This window comes from Pseudomonas sp. Pme6b (assembly GCF_058129925.1).
Genome location: NZ_CM176704.1, coordinates 3,234,896 through 3,253,962 on the forward strand (window position 1 = coordinate 3,234,896; position 19,067 = coordinate 3,253,962).

Annotated in this window: 15 protein-coding genes and 2 pseudogenes; 13 read left to right on the plus strand and 4 right to left on the minus strand. The window is 59.4% G+C overall.

Annotated elements, in window-relative coordinates:
* Window positions 1-2: 2 nt before the first annotated feature.
* The gene (locus AC4ANE_RS14610; protein WP_002553442.1) at window positions 3-1,196 is read left to right on the plus strand and encodes a serine hydrolase domain-containing protein; all 1,194 of its coding nucleotides are present in this window, start codon (window positions 3-5) and stop codon (window positions 1,194-1,196) included.
* Here AC4ANE_RS14610 and ftrA read toward each other — a convergent pair.
* Entirely contained in the window at window positions 1,156-2,109 is a 954-nt protein-coding gene (gene ftrA, locus AC4ANE_RS14615) for a transcriptional regulator FtrA (RefSeq protein ID WP_002553443.1), read from the minus strand. The two genes, AC4ANE_RS14610 and ftrA, sit on opposite strands and share 41 nt — an antisense overlap.
* A 142-nt stretch (window positions 2,110-2,251) precedes the next feature.
* Here ftrA and AC4ANE_RS14620 point away from each other — a divergent pair, with 142 nt between their 5' ends.
* The 4 genes from AC4ANE_RS14620 to treS all read left to right on the plus strand — a co-directional run bounded on the left by AC4ANE_RS14620 (window position 2,252) and on the right by treS (window position 6,174).
* Window positions 2,252-2,857: a DJ-1/PfpI family protein gene (locus AC4ANE_RS14620; protein WP_005734627.1), complete on the plus strand. Its 606-nt coding sequence runs from the start codon at window positions 2,252-2,254 to the stop codon at window positions 2,855-2,857.
* Window positions 2,858-3,086: 229 nt separating this feature from the next.
* Window positions 3,087-3,347 carry a helix-turn-helix domain-containing protein gene (locus tag AC4ANE_RS14625; protein WP_002553444.1) on the plus strand — a complete coding sequence of 87 codons (261 nt, stop codon included), beginning with the start codon at window positions 3,087-3,089 and terminating at the stop codon, window positions 3,345-3,347.
* A gap of 35 nt (window positions 3,348-3,382) precedes the next feature.
* On the plus strand, window positions 3,383-3,952 hold the full coding sequence (locus AC4ANE_RS14630) for a LysR substrate-binding domain-containing protein (protein ID WP_230848522.1): 570 nt from the start codon (window positions 3,383-3,385) through the stop codon (window positions 3,950-3,952).
* A gap of 158 nt (window positions 3,953-4,110) precedes the next feature.
* Complete coding sequence (treS, locus tag AC4ANE_RS14635) at window positions 4,111-6,174, plus strand: maltose alpha-D-glucosyltransferase (RefSeq protein WP_002553446.1); 2,064 nt, start codon at window positions 4,111-4,113, stop codon at window positions 6,172-6,174.
* Here treS and AC4ANE_RS14640 read toward each other — a convergent pair.
* Complete coding sequence (locus AC4ANE_RS14640; RefSeq protein WP_057442678.1) at window positions 6,171-7,943, minus strand: sigma-54-dependent Fis family transcriptional regulator; 1,773 nt, start codon at window positions 7,941-7,943, stop codon at window positions 6,171-6,173. The two genes, treS and AC4ANE_RS14640, sit on opposite strands and share 4 nt — an antisense overlap.
* Before the next feature lie 279 nt (window positions 7,944-8,222).
* Here AC4ANE_RS14640 and AC4ANE_RS14645 point away from each other — a divergent pair, with 279 nt between their 5' ends.
* From AC4ANE_RS14645 to AC4ANE_RS14655, 3 genes are all read left to right on the plus strand, one after another.
* Window positions 8,223-9,704, plus strand: a complete 1,482-nt coding sequence (locus AC4ANE_RS14645; protein ID WP_002553448.1) for a benzaldehyde dehydrogenase — start codon at window positions 8,223-8,225, stop codon at window positions 9,702-9,704.
* An 86-nt stretch (window positions 9,705-9,790) separates the two neighbouring features.
* Window positions 9,791-10,558, plus strand: a complete 768-nt coding sequence (locus tag AC4ANE_RS14650; protein WP_002553449.1) for a coniferyl-alcohol dehydrogenase — start codon at window positions 9,791-9,793, stop codon at window positions 10,556-10,558.
* Between the two features lie 84 nt (window positions 10,559-10,642).
* Window positions 10,643-11,590, plus strand: a complete 948-nt coding sequence (locus AC4ANE_RS14655) for a SphA family protein (protein WP_002553450.1) — start codon at window positions 10,643-10,645, stop codon at window positions 11,588-11,590.
* Between the two features lie 363 nt (window positions 11,591-11,953).
* Here the strand turns inward: AC4ANE_RS14655 and mhpT are convergent, their stop codons facing one another.
* Window positions 11,954-13,174, minus strand: a complete 1,221-nt coding sequence (gene mhpT / locus AC4ANE_RS14660; protein WP_002553451.1) for a 3-(3-hydroxy-phenyl)propionate transporter MhpT — start codon at window positions 13,172-13,174, stop codon at window positions 11,954-11,956.
* A gap of 326 nt (window positions 13,175-13,500) precedes the next feature.
* Between mhpT and AC4ANE_RS14665 the strand changes: the two are divergent.
* The 4 genes and pseudogenes from AC4ANE_RS14665 to AC4ANE_RS14680 all read left to right on the plus strand — a co-directional run.
* A pseudogene (locus AC4ANE_RS14665) lies at window positions 13,501-13,656 on the plus strand (outer membrane porin, OprD family); the annotation flags it as partial.
* 201 nt (window positions 13,657-13,857) lie between these two features.
* Window positions 13,858-15,372, plus strand: a complete 1,515-nt coding sequence (gene istA, locus AC4ANE_RS14670; protein ID WP_460408373.1) for an IS21 family transposase — start codon at window positions 13,858-13,860, stop codon at window positions 15,370-15,372.
* A 20-nt stretch (window positions 15,373-15,392) separates the two neighbouring features.
* Entirely contained in the window at window positions 15,393-16,148 is a 756-nt protein-coding gene (gene istB / locus AC4ANE_RS14675) for an IS21-like element ISPsy14 family helper ATPase IstB (RefSeq protein ID WP_002552598.1), read from the plus strand.
* A 103-nt stretch (window positions 16,149-16,251) separates the two neighbouring features.
* Window positions 16,252-17,427, plus strand: a pseudogene (locus AC4ANE_RS14680) (OprD family porin); the annotation flags it as partial.
* Window positions 17,428-17,471: 44 nt separating this feature from the next.
* Here AC4ANE_RS14680 and AC4ANE_RS14685 read toward each other — a convergent pair.
* On the minus strand, window positions 17,472-17,960 hold the full coding sequence (locus AC4ANE_RS14685) for a MarR family winged helix-turn-helix transcriptional regulator (protein WP_002553453.1): 489 nt from the start codon (window positions 17,958-17,960) through the stop codon (window positions 17,472-17,474).
* Window positions 17,961-18,171: 211 nt separating this feature from the next.
* On the opposite strand from AC4ANE_RS14685, the gene AC4ANE_RS14690 reads away from it, so the two are divergent.
* On the plus strand, window positions 18,172-19,002 hold the full coding sequence (locus AC4ANE_RS14690) for a p-hydroxycinnamoyl CoA hydratase/lyase (protein ID WP_002553454.1): 831 nt from the start codon (window positions 18,172-18,174) through the stop codon (window positions 19,000-19,002).
* Window positions 19,003-19,067: the final 65 nt, after the last annotated feature.

The window sequence follows — 19,067 nt, forward strand, 5'->3', positions numbered from 1 at the left end:
CGATGATTGCCTTGAATGAGCCCGCCGTGCAGCGTGTCGATAAGGTCTGGCAACGCTTCATCGACCAGCGTCGGATCGTTGGCGGGGTGCTGTTGCTGGCCCGGCAGGGACGCCTGGTTTACGCCAGCGCACTCGGCTGGGCAGATCGCGAGCAACAGATTCCGGTCACTCGCAGTACGCGCTTTCGTCTGGCGTCACTGACCAAGCTGTTGACCTCGGTGCTGGTGTTGCGGCTCTGCGAACTGGGCACCTTGAACCTGCAAGCCTCGGTAACGGACTGGCTGCCAGCCTTTCGCCCACGGCTGGTCAGCGGCCGTGAGCCTGTCATCACACTGCAGCATTTGCTGTCGCACACTTGCGGCTTGAGCTACGGCTTCGAACAAACGCCCGGTAATGCCTATGAGCGGGCAGGGGTGTCGGACGGGCTGGATTGGGTGCCGTTCGATCTACCGGAAAACCTGACCCGGTTGGCGCGCCTGCCACTGTTGTTTGAGCCGGGTAGCGCCTGGGGTTACTCGTTGGGCACTGATGTGCTGGGCGCAGTGATTGAACAGGCCACCGGCATGCCGTTGTCAGAGGCTGTTGCCAAGTGGGTCACCCTGCCTTTACGCATGGATGCGACTTCCTTCAGGCACGACCAGCAACTAACGCTGGCCAGCGCCTACAAGGACAGTGTCAACGGCCCGCAGCGTATCGGTGCCAATGATGTGTTGTTGCTCGACAGCGGACAGGCGCGGTTGTCGTCGGCTCGGGCTCGCGACGCTGGCGCATATGAATCTGGCGGGGCAGGCATGCTGGGCACGGCTGATGACTATCTTCGGCTGCTTGAGTGCCTGCGTCTGGGGGGCGCGCCGTTATTGAGCGCCGTCAGTACCGAGCGCTTGCTGAATAACGCGATTGGAAGCATAACCATTGCCAGTCGGGGGCCTGGCTGGAAGTTCGGCCTGGGGCCGATGATCCTTGCCGATCCCGCTGCGGTGCGGGGGCAGCAACAGGGTGTCGGGACCTGGTCGTGGTGCGGCTTGTATGGCAGTCATTACTGGGTTGATCCGGTTTCTGCGCTCAGCATGGTCGTCCTGACCAACACGGCTGTTGCGGGCGCGTGGGGTGAGTTTGCCGATACGCTTGTCGATGCGGTCTACGCCAGGCCCGAGGTCACGCCCGGGCAAACTGCTTGCGATAGCTGCTCGGGCTGATGCCCACCAGATTGCGGAAGTGTCGGCGAAAAGACTCTTCGGAGCCGAAACCGGCGCGGTCCACCACTTCGTTGAGACGCAGCTTCGAGGATTCCAGCAATTCCTTGGCGTAGGCAATGCGCTCGCCGAGCAGCCAGTCGTAAGGCGTAAGGCCGGTACTTTCCATAAAGCTGCGGTGCAAGGTGCGGGTACTGAGCGCCGCCCTTGAGGCCATTTCCTTGATGGTGTGAGGGCGCTGCAGATCGCTGCGGATCCAGTCCATCAGGTTGGAAATCGGCCCGTCGCTGGCCGACACCAGTTGCCGGGACGCATATTGCGATTGCCCGCCTTCGCGATGAGGCGGGATGACCATGCGCTGCGCCACCATGTTGGCAACGCGCGAGCCGTGATCGTTGCGCACCAGGTGCAGCATCATGTCCAGCCCTGCGGCCGAGCCCGCAGCTGTCACGATAGTGCCTTGGTCCACATACAGTTCGTTGGGTTGAATGGTCAGGCCCGGATACATGGTTGCCAGCAGGTCGGTGTAGCGCCAGTGGGTGGTGACTTTGTGCCCGTCGAGCAAACCGGCCGCGGCCAGAACGAAAGCGCCTGTACAGATCGAGCAGATCCGCGCGCCGCGTGCATGAGCAGCCTGGAGCTGTTCGATGAGCCGCTGCGGAACTGCGGACTCCACTCCGCGCCAGCCTGGCACGATGATTGTATCGGCATTCTCCAGCAGCACTTCGCCAGGCGTTGGCACGATGGTAATGCCCCCGGCGGCGGTGATCGGCCCATCGTCGACCGGGAAGGTCGCGAATTCGTACCAGTTGACCCCCAGTTCAGGTCTTTTCAGCGCAAATACTTCGACCGTGCAGCCAAATTCGAAGGTGCACAACTGGTTGTAGATGAGTGCGACAACGAGATGATTTTTCATGGCGCGATGTTACCGGATATTGGCATTTCAGCCAGTAGTTTGGCGTGATGCTACTGGGTAATCTGCACCCTGTCACCGCTTGAAACTGCTTAAACCTTAATATGATGCAAGTGGTCTGCCATGCAGGCCCTGGAGCCAACTCGTGCCACTCAATATCGGTATCTACGTTTATGACGACGTCGAGGTTCTCGACTTCGCTGGCCCCTACGAAGTGTTCACCACCGCAACACGCATGCATGCTCGCAACAGCCGCGATGACCGGCAGTTGTTCAATGTGTTCACCATCGGGCGCAGCACTGCACCAGTGCGTGCCCGCGCCGGGCTCAAGGTCGATCCGGACTTTTCGATCAACGACCATCCGGCCATCGACTGCCTGATCGTCCCGGGCGGGGTCGTGACTGCCGAACTGGAAAAACCCGACGTGATTCACTGGATCAGCGATCAGTCAGAACCCGGGCGCGTTGTGGCTGCCGTGTGCACCGGTGCTTTTCTGTTGGCCAGGACCGGCAAGCTGGCAGGCAAGCAAGTAACCACGCACTGGGAAGACATTGACGACCTCAAGGAAATGTTCCCTTCGGTAGACGTGCTCAGCACCCTGCGCTGGGTCGACGAGGGCTCATTTGTGACATCGGCAGGTATCTCCGCCGGTATCGACATGAGTCTTCACCTGGTAGAGCGCCTGCACAGTCGTGAATTGGCCGAACGCACGGCGCTGCAAATGGATTTCGACTGGACCGAGAACGACTGAGCCACTCAGTTCCGCTGCGGATACCCCTGAAGACGCCGTGCACCCGAAATGTGCATAGCCACGCCTTCAACCTGATAGCCAGCGTTCGCTTTACCCCCGCTTGAGACATTTATTCGAACGGCCGATATCCCGGCCAGTTCGGTGTTTCAGCGGGGGTTTCCTGTATTCCCGAGCCTTCGGCTCAGCGGCAGGGCCGCACCCACCTTTGCAAAACCAGAGTGCAGGACACATGAAAACCCATTTCTTCAAAGTCGTTCAAACCGTTGCCCAGCACGGTTCGTTCTCGGAGGCCGCAGCCATTCTGGGCTGCAGCCAGTCGAACATCAGCTATGCCATCAAGGAAGTCGAAGACTTCTTTGAAAAACGCCTGTTCATTCGCAGCCGTACGGGCTGCACCCTCACCCCTGAAGGCAAGGTCATCAACCAGACCCTCGGAAACATCATGGCCACACTCGAACAACTAAAAAAAATGGGGTCAGCGGCAGCGTAACCATTCATTACCACTCGCATATCCTCGAGACCAGCCTGAGCGCCTCGCTGGACTTTCTCGCCCATCACTACCCCGATATTCACTTGAACGTGCTGCACCGCTCCGAACAAAACCCATCGCTGGACGCGTTGATAAAGGAAGTAGCCGACATCCTCATCCTGCCCGGTACTGTCCTGAATGAGCATTATCTCGAGCATCATTGCTGGTCGGACCATTACGTGCTGGTGGCGGCGCGCAGCAAACAGGCAACGCCGCAAAGCTTCGCCGAGCTTTCGCAGGTGTCACGTTACGTGGCCTGGCGGCATCCCGGGGTCGAGCGTTTGCACCAGCAGCTGGCATCGGCGCAGGTGCGGCTCAGTCAACGCGGCGAACTGACCTGTCTGGACACACTTCTGGATCTGGTCGCCAAGCGCCATTGCATTTCGATTCTGCCCAGGGCGTTGTTGAACGGGCGCTTCCGTGAGCTGGAGTCGATTCCGCTGCCGCTGACCGTGATGCGGCACATCAGTGTGGTGGCGCGGCCGGCCTCGCTGCTTTCCAATGCCGCCAATGCGGTGATTCAGGCACTGAAAAAGCCTCCTGTTGCCATCCCTCAACCTTATTGATGCCGCAAAACTTCGTCATAGCACGGTCGGCGAGCGTCAGACCGCGACATGAATGCAACGAATCGGGCCCTTTGGGCTCATATCCGTAAGCAATACATTCAGGGCGCTCCGCCTGCGGAGCGTCTCAGGTCGCCGATTCGAGAGGAAGACTGGACGCTATGACGATACCGGACAAGCAGTACGTGGACTGGCTGGTCGAGCAATCGATGCTTAATGCCGCAAGACAGCGCGCCAAGACCTATTCGGGGCAGGGCAGGCTCTGGCAGCGTCCTTTCGCCCTTGCACGTCCCAGAGATGCATCCGCCATTGCGTCAGTCTGGTTCACCGCCTATCCGGCTTCTATCGTCACTCGCGAAGGTGGGTCGGTGCTGGAAGCGCTGGGTGATGAAACCCTGTGGCACGCGCTGTCGGAGATCGGCATTCAGGGCATTCACAACGGCCCGCTGAAGCTGTCCGGCGGGCTGAAAGGCCGCGAGCGGACTCCGAGTATCGATGGCAACTTCGACCGCATCAGTTTCGGCATCGACCCTGATCTGGGCACCGAAGCACAACTGTTGAGCCTGTCGCGCATCGCTGCAGCGCACAACGCGGTGATCATCGATGACATCATCCCGTCGCACACCGGCAAGGGCGCAGATTTCCGTCTTGCCGAGCTGGCGTACGAGGATTACCCAGGCCTGTTCCACATGGTCGAGATCCGTGAGGAAGACTGGCCGCTGTTACCTGAAGTGCCGACCGGTCGCGACGCCGTCAACCTGATGCCCGATGTGGTCGATCAGTTACGCGACAAGCATTACATCGTCGGTCAGTTGCAACGGGTGATTTTCTTCGAGCCTGGCGTCAAGGAAACCGACTGGAGCGCCACCGACGTGGTGCATGGCGTCGATGGCAAGGCTCGCCGCTGGGTCTATCTGCATTATTTCAAGGACGGTCAGCCTTCATTGAACTGGCTGGACCCAAGTTTTGCCGCGCAGCAGATGATCATCGGTGACGCGCTGCATGCCATTGATGTGATGGGCGCGCGGGTACTGCGTCTGGACGCCAACGGCTTCCTTGGCGTGGAGCGTCGCGCCGAAGGCACTGCCTGGTCGGAAAGCCATCCGCTGTCGATCACCGGCAACCAGCTACTGGCCGGTGCGATCCGCAAGGCAGGCGGTTTCAGCTTCCAGGAACTCAACCTGACCATCGATGACATCGCGTCCATGGGGCAGGGCGGCGCTGACCTGTCCTACGACTTCATCACGCGACCGGCCTATCAGCATGCACTGTTGACCGGCACCACCGAGTTCCTGCGCTTGATGCTGCGCCAGGTGCATGCGTACGGCATTGATCCGGCATCGCTGATCCATGCCTTGCAGAATCACGATGAGCTGACTCTGGAGCTGGTGCATTTCTGGACGCTGCACGCCCATGACACCTTCCATTACCAGGGGCAGACGTTCCCGGGTAATATCCTGCGCGAGCACATCCGTGAAGAGATGTACGAGAAGTTGTCCGGTGAACACGCGCCGTATAACCTCAAGTTCGTCACCAATGGTGTCTCCTGCACAACGGCCAGCATCATCACCGCCGCGCTGGGCATTCGCGACCTGAGCACGATCAGCGATGCAGACATTCAGCAGATCCAGCACATCCACCTGCTGCTGGTGATGTACAACGCCATGCAGCCTGGCGTGTTTGCCTTGTCGGGCTGGGACCTGGTCGGCGCCTTGACGTTACCGGCAGAGCAGGTCGACCACCTGATGCAGGACGGTGACACGCGCTGGATTCATCGGGGTGCCTACGATCTGGTGGATCTGGACCCGGAAGCTGAATTTTCTGCTGGTGACATGCCGCGTCCGAAGACGCTGTATGGCAGCCTGGTCAGTCAGCTCCAGCGACCTGACTCGTTTGCCTCGCAGCTCAAGAAAATTCTTGCTGTGCGCCGCGCCTACGACATTGCAGCAAGCCGCCAGATTCTGATTCCCGACGTCGAGCATCCAGGGCTGTTGGTCATGGTGCACGAGTTGCCTGCCGGCAAGGGCACGCAGATCACCGCGCTCAACTTCAGCTCAGAGACTATTGTCGAAACGCTGCACCTGCCTGGCATCGCGCCGGGTCCGGTGGTCGATATCATCAACGAGCGGGTCGAGGGCGATCTGACCGATCAGGGCGAGTTCACCATCACGCTGGATGCCTACGAAGGGCTTGCCCTGCGTGTGGTGAGCACCTTGCCGATCTAGGCGCCCCCTGGCTGCTGTTTTTTCAGGCGATAGGCAAGCTGGGCGCGACTCAGGCCCAGTAAACGCGAGGCGGCCGCCAGGTTGCCTTCGCTCTCGTCCAGCGCTTCGTGGATCAGGCGCTGTTCGAGGTCGTCGATGGAGAATGCCTGGCCTGACTGCCCCAAAGTGTCCAGCAGTCTGGCAGTCGATGCCTGCCAGGTTTCTGAAACAGAAGTCTGCCGCAACGTGCCCTCGGGGTTCAACGAGTAGGAGTCCTCCGGTAACGACTCGTTGCGGAAGATATGCACCAGATCAATCGCCTGGCCCTCGTCGCTGGCAATCAGCCCACGCTCGATCAGGTTCTGCAGCTCGCGCACATTCCCGGCGAAGTCATAACGCAGCAACGTCTTCAATGCTCGCATGGTCAAGCCGGCCGGCGTCCTGCCGTACTCCTGACAGAATCTTTTGAGAAAAGCGTTGATCAGCAACGGAATGTCATCGCGGCGTTCGCGCAATGGGGGCAGGGTGATCGGGTAAACATTCAGGCGGTAGAACAGGTCCTCGCGGAACTCGCCATCGGCCACCGCCTTGCGCAAGTCGACGTTGGTCGCCGCCACCACCCGAACATCGACCTTGATGCCGTGGCCGCCCCCGACGCGTTCGATCTCCCGCTCCTGCAGGGCACGCAGCAGTTTGCTTTGCCCGGCCAGGCTCAGGGAGGTAATTTCATCCAGAAACAGCGTGCCGCCATTGGCGCGCTCGAAACGCCCGGGCCTTGAGTGCGTCGCCCCGGTGTATGCCCCACGCTCGACACCGAACAGCTCGGCCTCGATCAGGTTATCGGGAATGGCTGCGCAGTTGAGCGCCACGAACGGGCCTTCGCGGTTGCGGCTGAGCTGGTGCAACTGGCGGGCGAACATTTCCTTGCCGACGCCGGATTCACCGCTGATCAATACCGTTGCCGGGGTCATTGCCACACGCTGCAGTGCCTGGGTGGCGGCGTTGAATGCGGCGCTGGCACCAATCAGCGGCTGCTCGGTGCCGGTGGGCGGACTTGCGTCATGGTTCGCTTTTGCCAGTGAAGGAGTTTGTTCAGGGGCAGGTGGTTTGACCACGTTCAGGTAGCCCAGGTCGCGCTCGACGTCGCCCCATTGTTCCGCGGTCTTGCCAACGACCCGGCAGTTCGCGTGGCCCATGCCGCGGCACTCCACTTCGCGGAAGACCACCATCTGCCCGAACAGGCCGCTGACAAAACCGATGGCGTAGCCGATTTCGGTCCAGCACACCGAATCCTGCCCGATGCCATATGCCGCAACATGCTCGTCGGCTTCGCAGGAGTGGTGCCACAGAAACTCCCCTTCGTAGAACCCGGACTCGGCGTCGAACTTGAAGTGCAACGGCTCGACCTTGGTCATGCCTTCCAGCGTGTGCAAGTGCGTACCGGCACGAAACGCCGATGTTGCATCAGCCAGTGGCCAGCGTTCGCGAATCAGCCGGGCGTCGCGCGCGCCAGACAGATAACCGGCACGGGTGAACATTCCGCGTGCCTGCTCCTGCCCCAGACGCTCGATGATCTCGCGGCGCAAGGTGCCGAACGATGAGGTGTGCAGCAGCAACATGCGCTGATCGTTGAGCCAGATGCGCCCATCGTCAGGCGAGAAGAACAGGCAACCGGTCAATTCCTCGGCGGTCGGTGAGCCACTGGCGTCTGGCTGACTACTGTCGCCCCGAGGCAGGAAGTGCTCAGTGGAGACGCTGTGGTCGGGAAGCTCGCAGTGAGGAATTCTCATTCTTGTACCTCGGCCCGGCATTGGTCTAAATGATCAATTCATGACTTGGTTAATAAACATAACTTTATCAAATGAACAAGCTCGGCCGCGCAGTATTTCCGGTCCTTGATGTTTGCTCCGTTAATGAGGTTGCCGAAAAGTCTTGTTCCAGAGCGGTTGAGCGGCTATATGACAACCTGATTGCAATCCCGGCACAGGCTTTGCTCAGGCCTGTTTACGGCGCGTGCTGTCCATTGGAGTGGAGCAGGCGATTACAACCATAAAAGCCGGAGTCTGAATATGTCAGCGTCTGATGGCACCCCCCTGTTGCACCGCGCGATTGAAGCCGAATGTGTATTCAATGGCGACTGGATTCCTTCCTCATCCCCGTTATTGCCCGTCATCGAGCCTGCGACCGGCGAGCTGTTGATGAACACTGCCATGGCTGACGCGGCGGATATCGCCGTTGCCTGCCGGGAAGCTGCGCTTGCCCAGCCTGCCTGGGCGGCGCTGGGGCCTCGTGAAAAGGCTGAAATATTTTTGCTGGCCGCCGATCACGCGGTCTGTGCGTTCGATGAACTGGCTTTGTACGTGGCTCGGGAGAGCGGCGGCAGTCTGCACAAGGGCCAGCACGAAGTGAATGAGGCCATTGTGTTGCTGCGCCAGGCCGCGGGTATGCTTTCGCAGGCTCATGGTCACGGTCTGATGCTGCCCAGCGCTGCCGGTCGCCTGTCTTATGCACGGCGCGTCGCACACGGTGTGGTGGGGGTGATTTCGCCGTTCAACTTTCCGTTGGTGCTGTCCATGCGCTCGGTTGCTCCTGCGCTTGCCGCTGGCAATGCCGTGGTGCTCAAGCCTGACCCGCAGACGCCGATCAGTGGCGGTTTTCTGATTGCCAGGCTGTTCGAGGAAGCAGGGCTGCCCAAAGGGCTGTTGCATGTGTTGCCGGGGGCGGCGGATGCGGGCGAAGCGCTGTGCCGCGACACCAATGTACAGATGATCACGTTTACCGGATCAACTGCGGCCGGACGCAAGGTTGCCGAGGCTGCCGGGCGCAATCTGAAGAAAGTGTCGCTGGAATTGGGAGGCAAGAACCCCCTGATCATTCTCGAAGACGCCGACCTTGATCTGGCTGCCAGCAATGCAGCGTTTGGAGCCTGGCTCCATCAGGGGCAGATCTGCATGGCCACCGGCCTGATTCTGGTTCACGAATCGATTGTCGCCGACCTGACCCGCAAGCTGGCAGGCAAGGCACGGGCGTTGACGGTCGGTAATGCGGCACGCGGTGAAGCTGCGTTGGGGCCGCTGATCAACAAACGCCAGTTGCAGCACGTACACCAGGTGGTCAGCGACAGCCTGCAAGCTGGTGCGCAGCTGGAAACCGGTGGTGAATACGAGGGCCTGTTCTATCGCCCTACAGTGCTCAGCGGCGTGAAGCCCGGTATGCGTGCATTCGAGGAGGAGATTTTTGGCCCGGTGGCCGTAGTGGTCAGTTTTTCCACCGATGAGGAAGCCATTGAACTGGCCAATCGCTCTGAATATGGCCTGGCCGCTGCCGTTATTTCCCCGAATGTGGGCCGCGCGACGGCGATTGGCGATCGACTGCGGTGCGGCATGCTGCACATCAATGACCAGACCGTGGCCGATGAGTGCATCAACTCGTTCGGCGGGCGCGGAGCGTCGGGCAACGGCTGCAGCGCAGGCAGCCCTTCAGACTGGGAGGAGTACAGCCAGTGGCAGTGGGTGACCGTGAAGAATCAGGCTCCGACCTACCCATTCTGAGGGTGCCTGGGCTTCCATGCTTTATTGCAAGTAGTGATGTGATGCAACGACAAAACGTGATCCAACAACAATAAGAGCGCGTGACTATGAACCTGAATAATAAAACACTGATCATTACGGGTGTGTCCTCCGGAATTGGCGCTGAGCTGGCGAGGGTGGCGCGCTTTCAAGGTGCCAGAGTGATTGGCATCGATCTTCATGAACCGCAACTGACCGTGGACGGATTCTTCCAGGCGGACCTGGCTGATCCTGACAGTATCAATGCGCTGGTCGAGCGCTTGCCCAGACAGATCGACGCCCTGTGCAACATCGCCGGCGTGCCCGGCACTGCGCCGGTTCAGGCGGTCGCCCGAGTCAATTACCTGGGGCTGCGCCATCTGACCCAGTGTTTGCTGCCGCGCATGGCCCCAGGCGGCAGTATCGTCAACGTATCGTCGATACTCGGTGACCAATGGGTTAAACGGCTGGAGTTGCACAAGGCGCTGGCCGCCACTGAAAGCTACAGCGAAGGGCAGGCGTGGCTGGCAGCCAATCCGGTCGCTCAGGAGACCTGCTACCAGTACTTCAAGGAGGCGCTGATTGTCTGGAGCTTTCAGCAGTCGCAAGAGTGGTTTCGCGAGCAGTCGGTGCGTGTCAACTGCGTCGCGCCGGGCCCGGTGTTCACACCTATTCTGGGGGATTTTGTCAGCATGGTCGGCCAGGAGCGGGTCACCCGTGACGGCTTGCACATGAAGCGTCCTGCGCTGGCTGATGAGGTGGCCGAGGTGATTGCGTTTCTGTGTTCCGACGCATCGCGCTGGATCAACGGTGTCAACTTGCCGGTAGACGGAGGGCTGGCAGCTTCTTACGTGTAATGGCTGCAAGCGGTGCAACCCCGATGGCACGCTCGTGGCGTCGGGGATATTGAAAACAACAACAATAAGTACAGGAATCACAAGATGCCCAAGTCTATCTTGCGTACCGTTGCGACCGTATCAATCATCGGCCTTTCATCGACCACCTATGCCTATGACTTGCCCGGCCTTAATCTGGGCAACACCAGCTTCTACGACGGATCGCCAGCCCCGGCAGGGCCAGGCTGGTATCTGGAGGAGTACCTGAACTACGCCAGGGCCGATCGCTTCAATGACGTGAATGGCGACAAACTGCAACTTTCCAAACAGGATGTGGATGTACTGGCCGTGACCACGCAGCTCATTTACGTCGGCCAGCCTTTGGCCAATGGCGCGATGCCGGGTATTACCGCAATCAACACGTCGCTGGCGCATGTCGACGTGGACGATGGTCTGGATAACACCGTGCTGAGTTCGCGCGCAGGGTTTGGCGATGTGATCATCGGCCCGTTTCTTCAGTTACCGACGATAACTCGTGCTGACGGTAGCCCACTGTTGACCCAGCGTATCGAGACGGATATTGCGATCCCGGTTGGTGCCTACAATCGCAATCGTTCGATCAACCCCGGCAGCAACTTCTGGTCGTTCAACCCATACTACGCAGCGACTTACTGGTTTTCCCCGAAATGGTCGGCCAGCGGGCGTTTCATGTACTTGTGGAACGGCAAGAATGACGACCCGCAAGCCGGGTTCGGCAATGTCTCCGACACTCAGGCGGGCCAGGCGCTGCATGCCAACCTGACCGTGCAATACGCAGTGACCGAACAGCTTTCGCTGGGGCTCAACGGCTACTGGCTCAAGCAGTTCACGGACACCCAGGTGGATGGCCATGATGTCAGTGGCCGCAAGGAAAAAGTCTGGGCCATCGGCCCCGGCTTCCTGTACGCCTTTAGCAAGGAGAACGTCCTGACGGTCAACCGCTACTTCGAGCAGGGTGCGGAAAACCGCACCGAAGGCAACAAGCTGGTGCTGAATTTTCTGCACAAGCTGTAAGGCATTACTCGTCGTATAGCGATCGGCCAATGCGTAGCGTGCAGTTCGCGGCGCTACGCGGAGTGCTCGGCGTTACACATGAGTCCAGCTGACTATCGTGCCAATGCTCCGCGTTGGCATGCATTGGGTGACGCTCCGCGTCACAAATCTGCAGCCTTGCGCGGTATCAAGGGCGAAGCAGTCTCAGGCTTTGGTGCTGCCTGTATCTCGGGCCGAATTGAATGATGCGTCACGGCTGCAATGTGACGCAGAGCGTCACGAAATGCATTACCACGCGGAGCGTGGGAGCGAGAAGTATCGGGATTTCAGCTATGTTTTCGGGCTCTTCAAGACTTGTGCATGACGATGGACATAGCGACCTGATCACCTCGACTCTGCAACCTTGAGTTCACGTTTCTCGAGGGCGACCGACCTGGACAGCACCGTGATCGCCGCCAGTGCGGCAATCACCAGGCCGGGTGAGGTGGCCAACAGTACGCCAGCGGTTCCCGCACCGGCTCCGAGCAGATGCCCGGCAGCCAAAGGGCCGGCCACAGAGCCGAGGCGGCCGATGGCTACCGCAGCGCCGACACCGGTGGCACGTACCGAAGTCGGGTACGAAGGAGGGGCCAGCGCATACAGCACCAGTTGCGCGGCCATGACAAATACCCCGGCAGCAAACCCGGCAATTGCCATCGGCACGATGCCGACCGACACGCCCACGCCCGCCAACGCAGCCAGCAAACCGGCGTAGACGAACAGCACGACCTTGGTGCCGTTGCAGCGATCCAGCAACAGCCCGCCCAGTAGCGAGCCCAGCGCGCCGCCAATATTGAACAGCATCTGCACCAGGCCCGCCTGAGGTTTGCTGAAACCCTGGCCGATCAACAGCGACGGCAGCCAGTTGAGCAGCATGTACATGACGGTCAGGGTAAAAAAGTAGCCGACCCACAAGGCCAGTGTCGTGCGAGCTCTGCCTTCGCCGAACAGTGCGCTGGCGCTTGAATGCCGGGCAGCGCTGGCAGTCGTCTGCTGTTTAAAGGCACTGGATTCGGGCAGTAACAGGATCATCAACGGGACCACCAGCAGTGGCACCAGACCACCGATGATGAAAGTTGTCTGCCAGTGCTCGCTGGTAAACATCGCGACCACCGCAGCCAGGGCTCCGCCCAGCGGAACGCCTGCATACATGACGCTGATGGCGAGCCCGCGATGGCGTTCGCCGACAGCTTCGGCGCACAAGGCGATCAGGTTGGGCAGCGCAGCCCCCAGCCCCAGGCCGGTCATGAAGCGCACCAGCAACAGGGCAGAAAAGCTTTCGACATAAGCAGTGCTCAGCGAGAAGACCCCGAACAGCAGTACTGCGCTTACCAGAATCTTCTTGCGGCCGATGCTATCCGCAATCCAGCCGCCAAAAAAAGCGCCCGGCAGCAGCCCGATGATCCCTGCGCTGAATACCCAGCCCATCATTTTCGGGTCAAGGGCAAAGCTTTGACGAAGTCCCGCCGCCGCCGTCCCGGCAGCCTGCAGGTCGAAACCTTCGATGAGTGCGACGATAAAACACAAGATGATGGTCAGCGTCGAACGACGCAACGAACTGTTCATGGCAAGCCTCATTGTTGTTTTTGTTGTGGAGAAAAGCCTGTTCCCGAGCGCCGACGAGGCGTTGTGACAGGTGCTGATCAAGGTAACAAAAATAACTAAAAAATGAATCCGGACCAAGAATTCAATAAAAGCACGAATTAGTCTTTTTAAAACATTTAGTTAGGGAGGTATTTAAAGAGTGGTAGTCAAGTAGTTAACATTATTAATGTTCGATTATCGGTCGCTCTGGATTGACGTCGATACGAAATCCTCCAATTCTCCTTCCACGGACCTGCGGCCAGCGCCGGACCGAATCCAAAAACAACAACAATAAGTGGACATCCAACATGCCAACGCTCACTCGTGGTGCAGCAAAAGCTGTGTCAACTCTCTTTTTCCGTGGAAAAAATTGCGGTCTCGCGCTGGGCCTGCTGGGCGTCAGCGCTGTACCTGACCTCGCACAGGCTCAGGGGTTTCTGAAGGACAGCCACGGCACCTTGACTGCGGATTCCACGACTATCCGGACACCCATTCCACCAACATCCGGACACTGATTCCATGCTGATCCGGACACTCATTCCACAAGCATCTGGACACCGATTCCACGGCCATCCGGACACTTTCAGGCAGGCAGCAACGCAGGACTATTCACTACTATCGACCTCTTTTTTCGAAGCGAAGAGGTCGTCGTGGAGCGTTTATCCATGCGTAAAATCCGAGAGGTACTACGCCTAAAGTTCGACGCTGGCCTGTCCGTGCGCAAGATCGCCGCCAGCTTATCCATCGGCCATTCGAGTGCAGGGGATTACCTTTGCCGGTTCGCCGCCAGTGGGCTTCAGTGGCCCATCGATATTTCTGACGCGGAGTTGAATCGACGGCTGTTTCCACCGGCAGTGCCAGTGCCGACCTACCAGCGCCCAATGCCTGACTGGGCATGGGTACACGCGGAGTTGCGCCGCCCCGGCGTCACTTTGGCCTTGCTCTGGCAGGAATATCGACTCGCTCACCCGCAAGGCTTCCAATACAGCTGGTTCTGCGAGCACTACCGCCTTTGGACCGCCAAGGTCGACGTGGTCATGCGCCAGGAGCATCGTGCTGGCGAAAAGCTGTTCGTCGATTACGCCGGGCAAACAGCGCCGGTCATCGACCGACAAACCGGCGAGATCCGTCAGGCTCAGATCTTCGTCGCCGTTCTCGGCGCGTCCAGCTACACCTTTGCCGAGGCCACCTGGTCGCAGAAACTGCCCGACTGGCTGGGCTCGCACGTCCGATGCTTTGCTTTTTTCGGCGGCACAACGCAGATCCTGGTGCCCGATAATCTGCGCAGTGGCGTGACTAAAGCGCACCGTTACGAGCCGGATATCAACCCCAGCTACCGCGATCTGGCCGAGCATTACGGCGTCGCCGTCTTGCCTGCTCGCTCGCGCAAGCCCAAGGACAAAGCCAAGGTCGAAGTCGGCGTGCAAGTGGTCGAACGCTGGATCCTGGCGGTGCTGCGCAACCGCCAGTTCTTCTCGCTTGGCGAACTCAACACAGCCATCGCGCTACTGCTGGATCGCCTCAACCACAAGCCCTTCAAAAAGCTGCCCGGCTCACGCCGGTCAGCCTTCGAGGCCATCGACCAACCGGCCCTGGAAGGCCTGCCGGAACACCCGTACGTCTATGCCGAATGGAAAAAGGTACGCGTCCATATCGACTATCACGTTGAGGTCGATGGCCACTTTTACTCGGTGCCGTACCAGCTGGTGAAGCACCAAGTCGAAGTGCGGCTCACGGCCCAGACCGTCGAGTGCTTCCACGCCAACCAGCGCGTGGCCAGCCACCTTCGCTCGCAGCACAAAGGCCGCCACACCACCCAAACCGAGCACATGCCCAAGAGCCACCGCGAGCACGCCGAATGGACACCGCAACGGCTGATCCGCTGGGCAGAGCAGACCGGGCCTAACACCGCCGGCGTCATCACCTACATCCTCGAACGCCGAATCCATCCGCAACACGGCTTCCGCGCCTGCCTGGGCATCCTGCGCCTGAGCAAACAGCACGGCGAAGCGCGGCTGGAAGCCGCGTGCCAGCGTGCGCTGGCACTGGGCGCATGCAGCTACAAAAGCCTCGAGTCGATCCTGCGCCAAGGGCTGGAGCGCCTGCCGCTGGCCCAGCAAAACCTGCCGCTGCTGCCTGACGAGCACATCAACCTGCGTGGCCCGGGCTACTACCACTGACCTGAGAAAGGAGCTTCGAAATGCTACCGAATCCAACGCTCGACAAGCTACAAACCTTGCGCCTGCACGGCATGATCAAGTCGCTGGGCGAACAACACGCAACGCCTGATATCAATGATCTGAGCTTCGACGAACGCTTCGGTCTGATGGTCGATCGCGAGCTGACCGAGCGCGAAGACGCCCGCCTGACCACCCGCCTCAAAGCCGCGCGGCTGCGCCACAACGCCTGCCTGGAAGACATCGACTACCGCAGCCCGCGTGGCCTGGATAAGGCCTTGATCCTGCAACTGGGCAGCGGCCAATGGCTGCGCGATGGCCTGAACCTGATCATCGGCGGGCCGACGGGCGTAGGTAAAACCTGGCTTGCCTGCGCGCTGGCTCACAAAGCCTGCCGCGACGGTTACAGCGTGCGCTATCTGCGTCTGCCGCGCTTGATGGAAGAACTAGGCCTGGCCCACGGCGATGGCCGCTTCGCCAAATTGATGGCCGGCTACGCCAAGACTGACCTGCTGATCCTGGACGACTGGGGCCTGGCACCGTTTACCGCCGCGCAACGGCGCGACATGCTTGAGCTGCTGGACGACCGCTACGGCAACCGCTCGACGCTGGTGACCAGCCAAATGCCAGTGGACAAATGGCATGCGTTGATCGGCGATCCGACCTTGGGCGATGCGATCCTCGACCGGCTGGTGCATAACGCTTATCGAATTGAACTGAAGGGTGAATCGATGCGCAGGCGCGCAACGAAATTGACGGCGGCAGGGGCTTCAGACTAACAATGCAAACCTGCGTCGCTGCGCTCCGACTGCCTGTCCGGATAAGCGTGGAACGAGTGTCCGGATGTTGGTGGGCTGAGTGTCCGGATGACGTGGAATTCGCACCTTGACGCTGCGCAATTATTATATGGACCGTGATTACAAGGACGATGGTGCCAAAACAGCCACGCGGGAGTGGGCGCAGGGGTTCATTATCAACGCCGAATCCGGCTTCACAGAAGGACCGGTGGGCTTCGGTCTTGATGCGCGAACGCTGGTGGGTGTAAAGCTTGATTCTTCGCCAGACCGCAGCGGTACCGAGCTATTGCCGATATCGGCCAGTGACGGACGGGCTGCTGACGAGTATTCCCGACTGGCGCTGACCGGCAAGCTTAAATTCCGCGAAACCACAATCAAGACTGGCGACGTGTCGATTTTTCTGCCGTTTGCTTTCGCCAGCCCCTCACGCCTGTTGCCGCAGACTTTTCGGGGCACGACGCTGACCTCAAAGGACATCGACGGCTTGACCTTCAATGCCGGCTATATTGATCGGGTCAACAAGCGCGATTCCAGCAACTATCAGGCAATGACCATCGCTTCGCCGAACCGGCGCTTCAATGGTGCAGCAACGTCATCGCACATGGCCTATGCCGGGGGCGACTATCAGGTCAACAAGGAGCTCAGCATACGCGCGTATCACGCTGAAGTGGCTGATCTTTATACTCAGAACACGCTCGCGCTACTACACAAACTGGCAATCGGCGATGGCGTGCTTACCACTGATCTGCGCAGCTTTTTCAGTAGCGACACGGGCAGCGCGAAAGCCGGAGACGTGGATAACCAGAACCTGTCGGCGCTGTTGGGTTACAAGTGGGGAGGGCACAGCGTCAGCCTTGGTTATATGCATTCGAGCGGCGATACCGCTACACCCTATGTATCGGGCACCGAACTGATGGGGTTGAGCGAGATGACCATGAGTTCTGACTTTCTCAATGCCAGGGAGCGTACCTGGCAAGCCATTTACGACTATGACTTCACTGCCGTGGGGCTTGTCGGGTTACGCAGTCGCCTGCGTTATGTGCGCGGCGACAACATCGAACTGGCCGCTTTCAATGCCGATGATCGCAAGGAGCGTGAGTTTCAGATGGAGCTGGGCTACGTCGTTCAGAGCGGCCCGCTGAAGAATATCGGCCTGCTGGCGCGCAAGTCGATCTATCGCAACGACTTCCCCGCAGGCGCCGCCTTTCGCGATGAAAACCAGACGCGCTTTATTGTTCAGTACAGCTTGCCACTCTGGTAATCAGCCCGTCATCGACGGCAAAAATCGCCGTTGATGACGGATTTTTACGAATGGTAGACCTTTTTCAACAGCCTGAGCAGGTCCTGACGTTCCTGGTTATCCAGCGCCGAAGTGGAATCGAGGTCACTGTCGGCGGCGATCTGTTTCAGTTCGCGCAGCAATGTCTCGCCGCTCTTGCTGAGGAAGATGCCATACGAGCGTTTGTCTGGCTTGCAGCGAACCCGCACGGCCAGTGCACGTTCTTCGAGCTTGTTCAGCAACGGTACGACCTGGGGCGGTTCGATAGCCAGCGCCTTGGCCAGGTCTGCCTGCATAAGGCCCGGGTTTTGCTCGATGATCGCCAGCGCCGAAAACTGCGCCGGACGCAGGTCGTGGGCGGAAAGACGTCCGATCAGGTTCTGGAACAGCTTGAGCTGTGCCCGGCGCATGGCATAACCGATCAGATCATCCAGCGCAGAATCCGTTGGCAAAGCTGCTTCGGCAACCTGTGCGGAGGCCTGGCAAATGTCGGCAATGTCGGATGGCTTGGCCATTGAAAGTGCAGTCCTTTTGATGGGGTGGGTCAATCAGCCGATCAGTTTGCCGAGGTTAGCGAACGATAGCTATGGGGTATACGTCACTGTGACCAGCCTGTGCAGGCAGAGTGCCGACTTTTTGATTGATAAATATAACAGTTAATTGACATAACTATATTTGCCGTTTAGCTTTGAGCTATCGTCAAGCCAAGAACAAGAGAGTATCGCCATGAGCAAGTACGAAGGTCGCTGGGCAACCGTCAAGGTCGAAATTGAGCAAGGCATCGCGTGGGTCATACTCAATCGGCCTGAAAAGCGCAATGCCATGAGCCCGACCCTGAACCGTGAAATGATCGATGTGCTGGAAACACTCGAGCAGGATCCCGACGCAGGTGTTCTGGTGTTGACCGGTGCGGGCGAGGCCTGGACTGCCGGCATGGACCTCAAGGAGTACTTTCGTGAGGTGGACGCCGGACCGGAGATTCTTCAGGAAAAAATCCGTCGCGAGGCCTCCCAGTGGCAATGGAAGATGTTGCGCATGTACGCCAAACCGACCATCGCAATGGTCAACGGCTGGTGTTTCGGCGGGGGCTTCAGCCCGCTGGTGGCATGTGACCTGGCGATCTGCGCCGATGAAGCGACCTTCGGGCTGTCGGAAATCAACTGGGGCATTCCGCCTGGCAACCTGGTGAGCAAGGCTATGGCCGATACCGTGGGTCATCGCCAGTCGCTTTACTACATCATGACCGGCAAGACCTTCGATGGTAAGAAAGCCGCTGAAATGGGGCTCGTCAATGAGAGCGTGCCGCTGGCACAACTGCGTCAGGTGACCATCGACCTGGCCCTCAACCTGCTGGAAAAGAACCCGGTGGTACTGCGCGCCGCCAAGCACGGCTTCAAGCGCTGCCGCGAACTGACCTGGGAGCAGAACGAAGACTACCTGTATGCCAAACTCGATCAGTCACGACTGCTGGACAAGGAAGGCGGGCGCGAGCAAGGCATGAAGCAATTCCTCGACGACAAGAGCATCAAACCAGGGTTGGAAGCTTATAAGCGGTAGATGGCAGCTGCACGCGTAAGGCTTTGACTTGAGGCTTGCATTGCAAGGTTCGAGGCAGCCCTTGA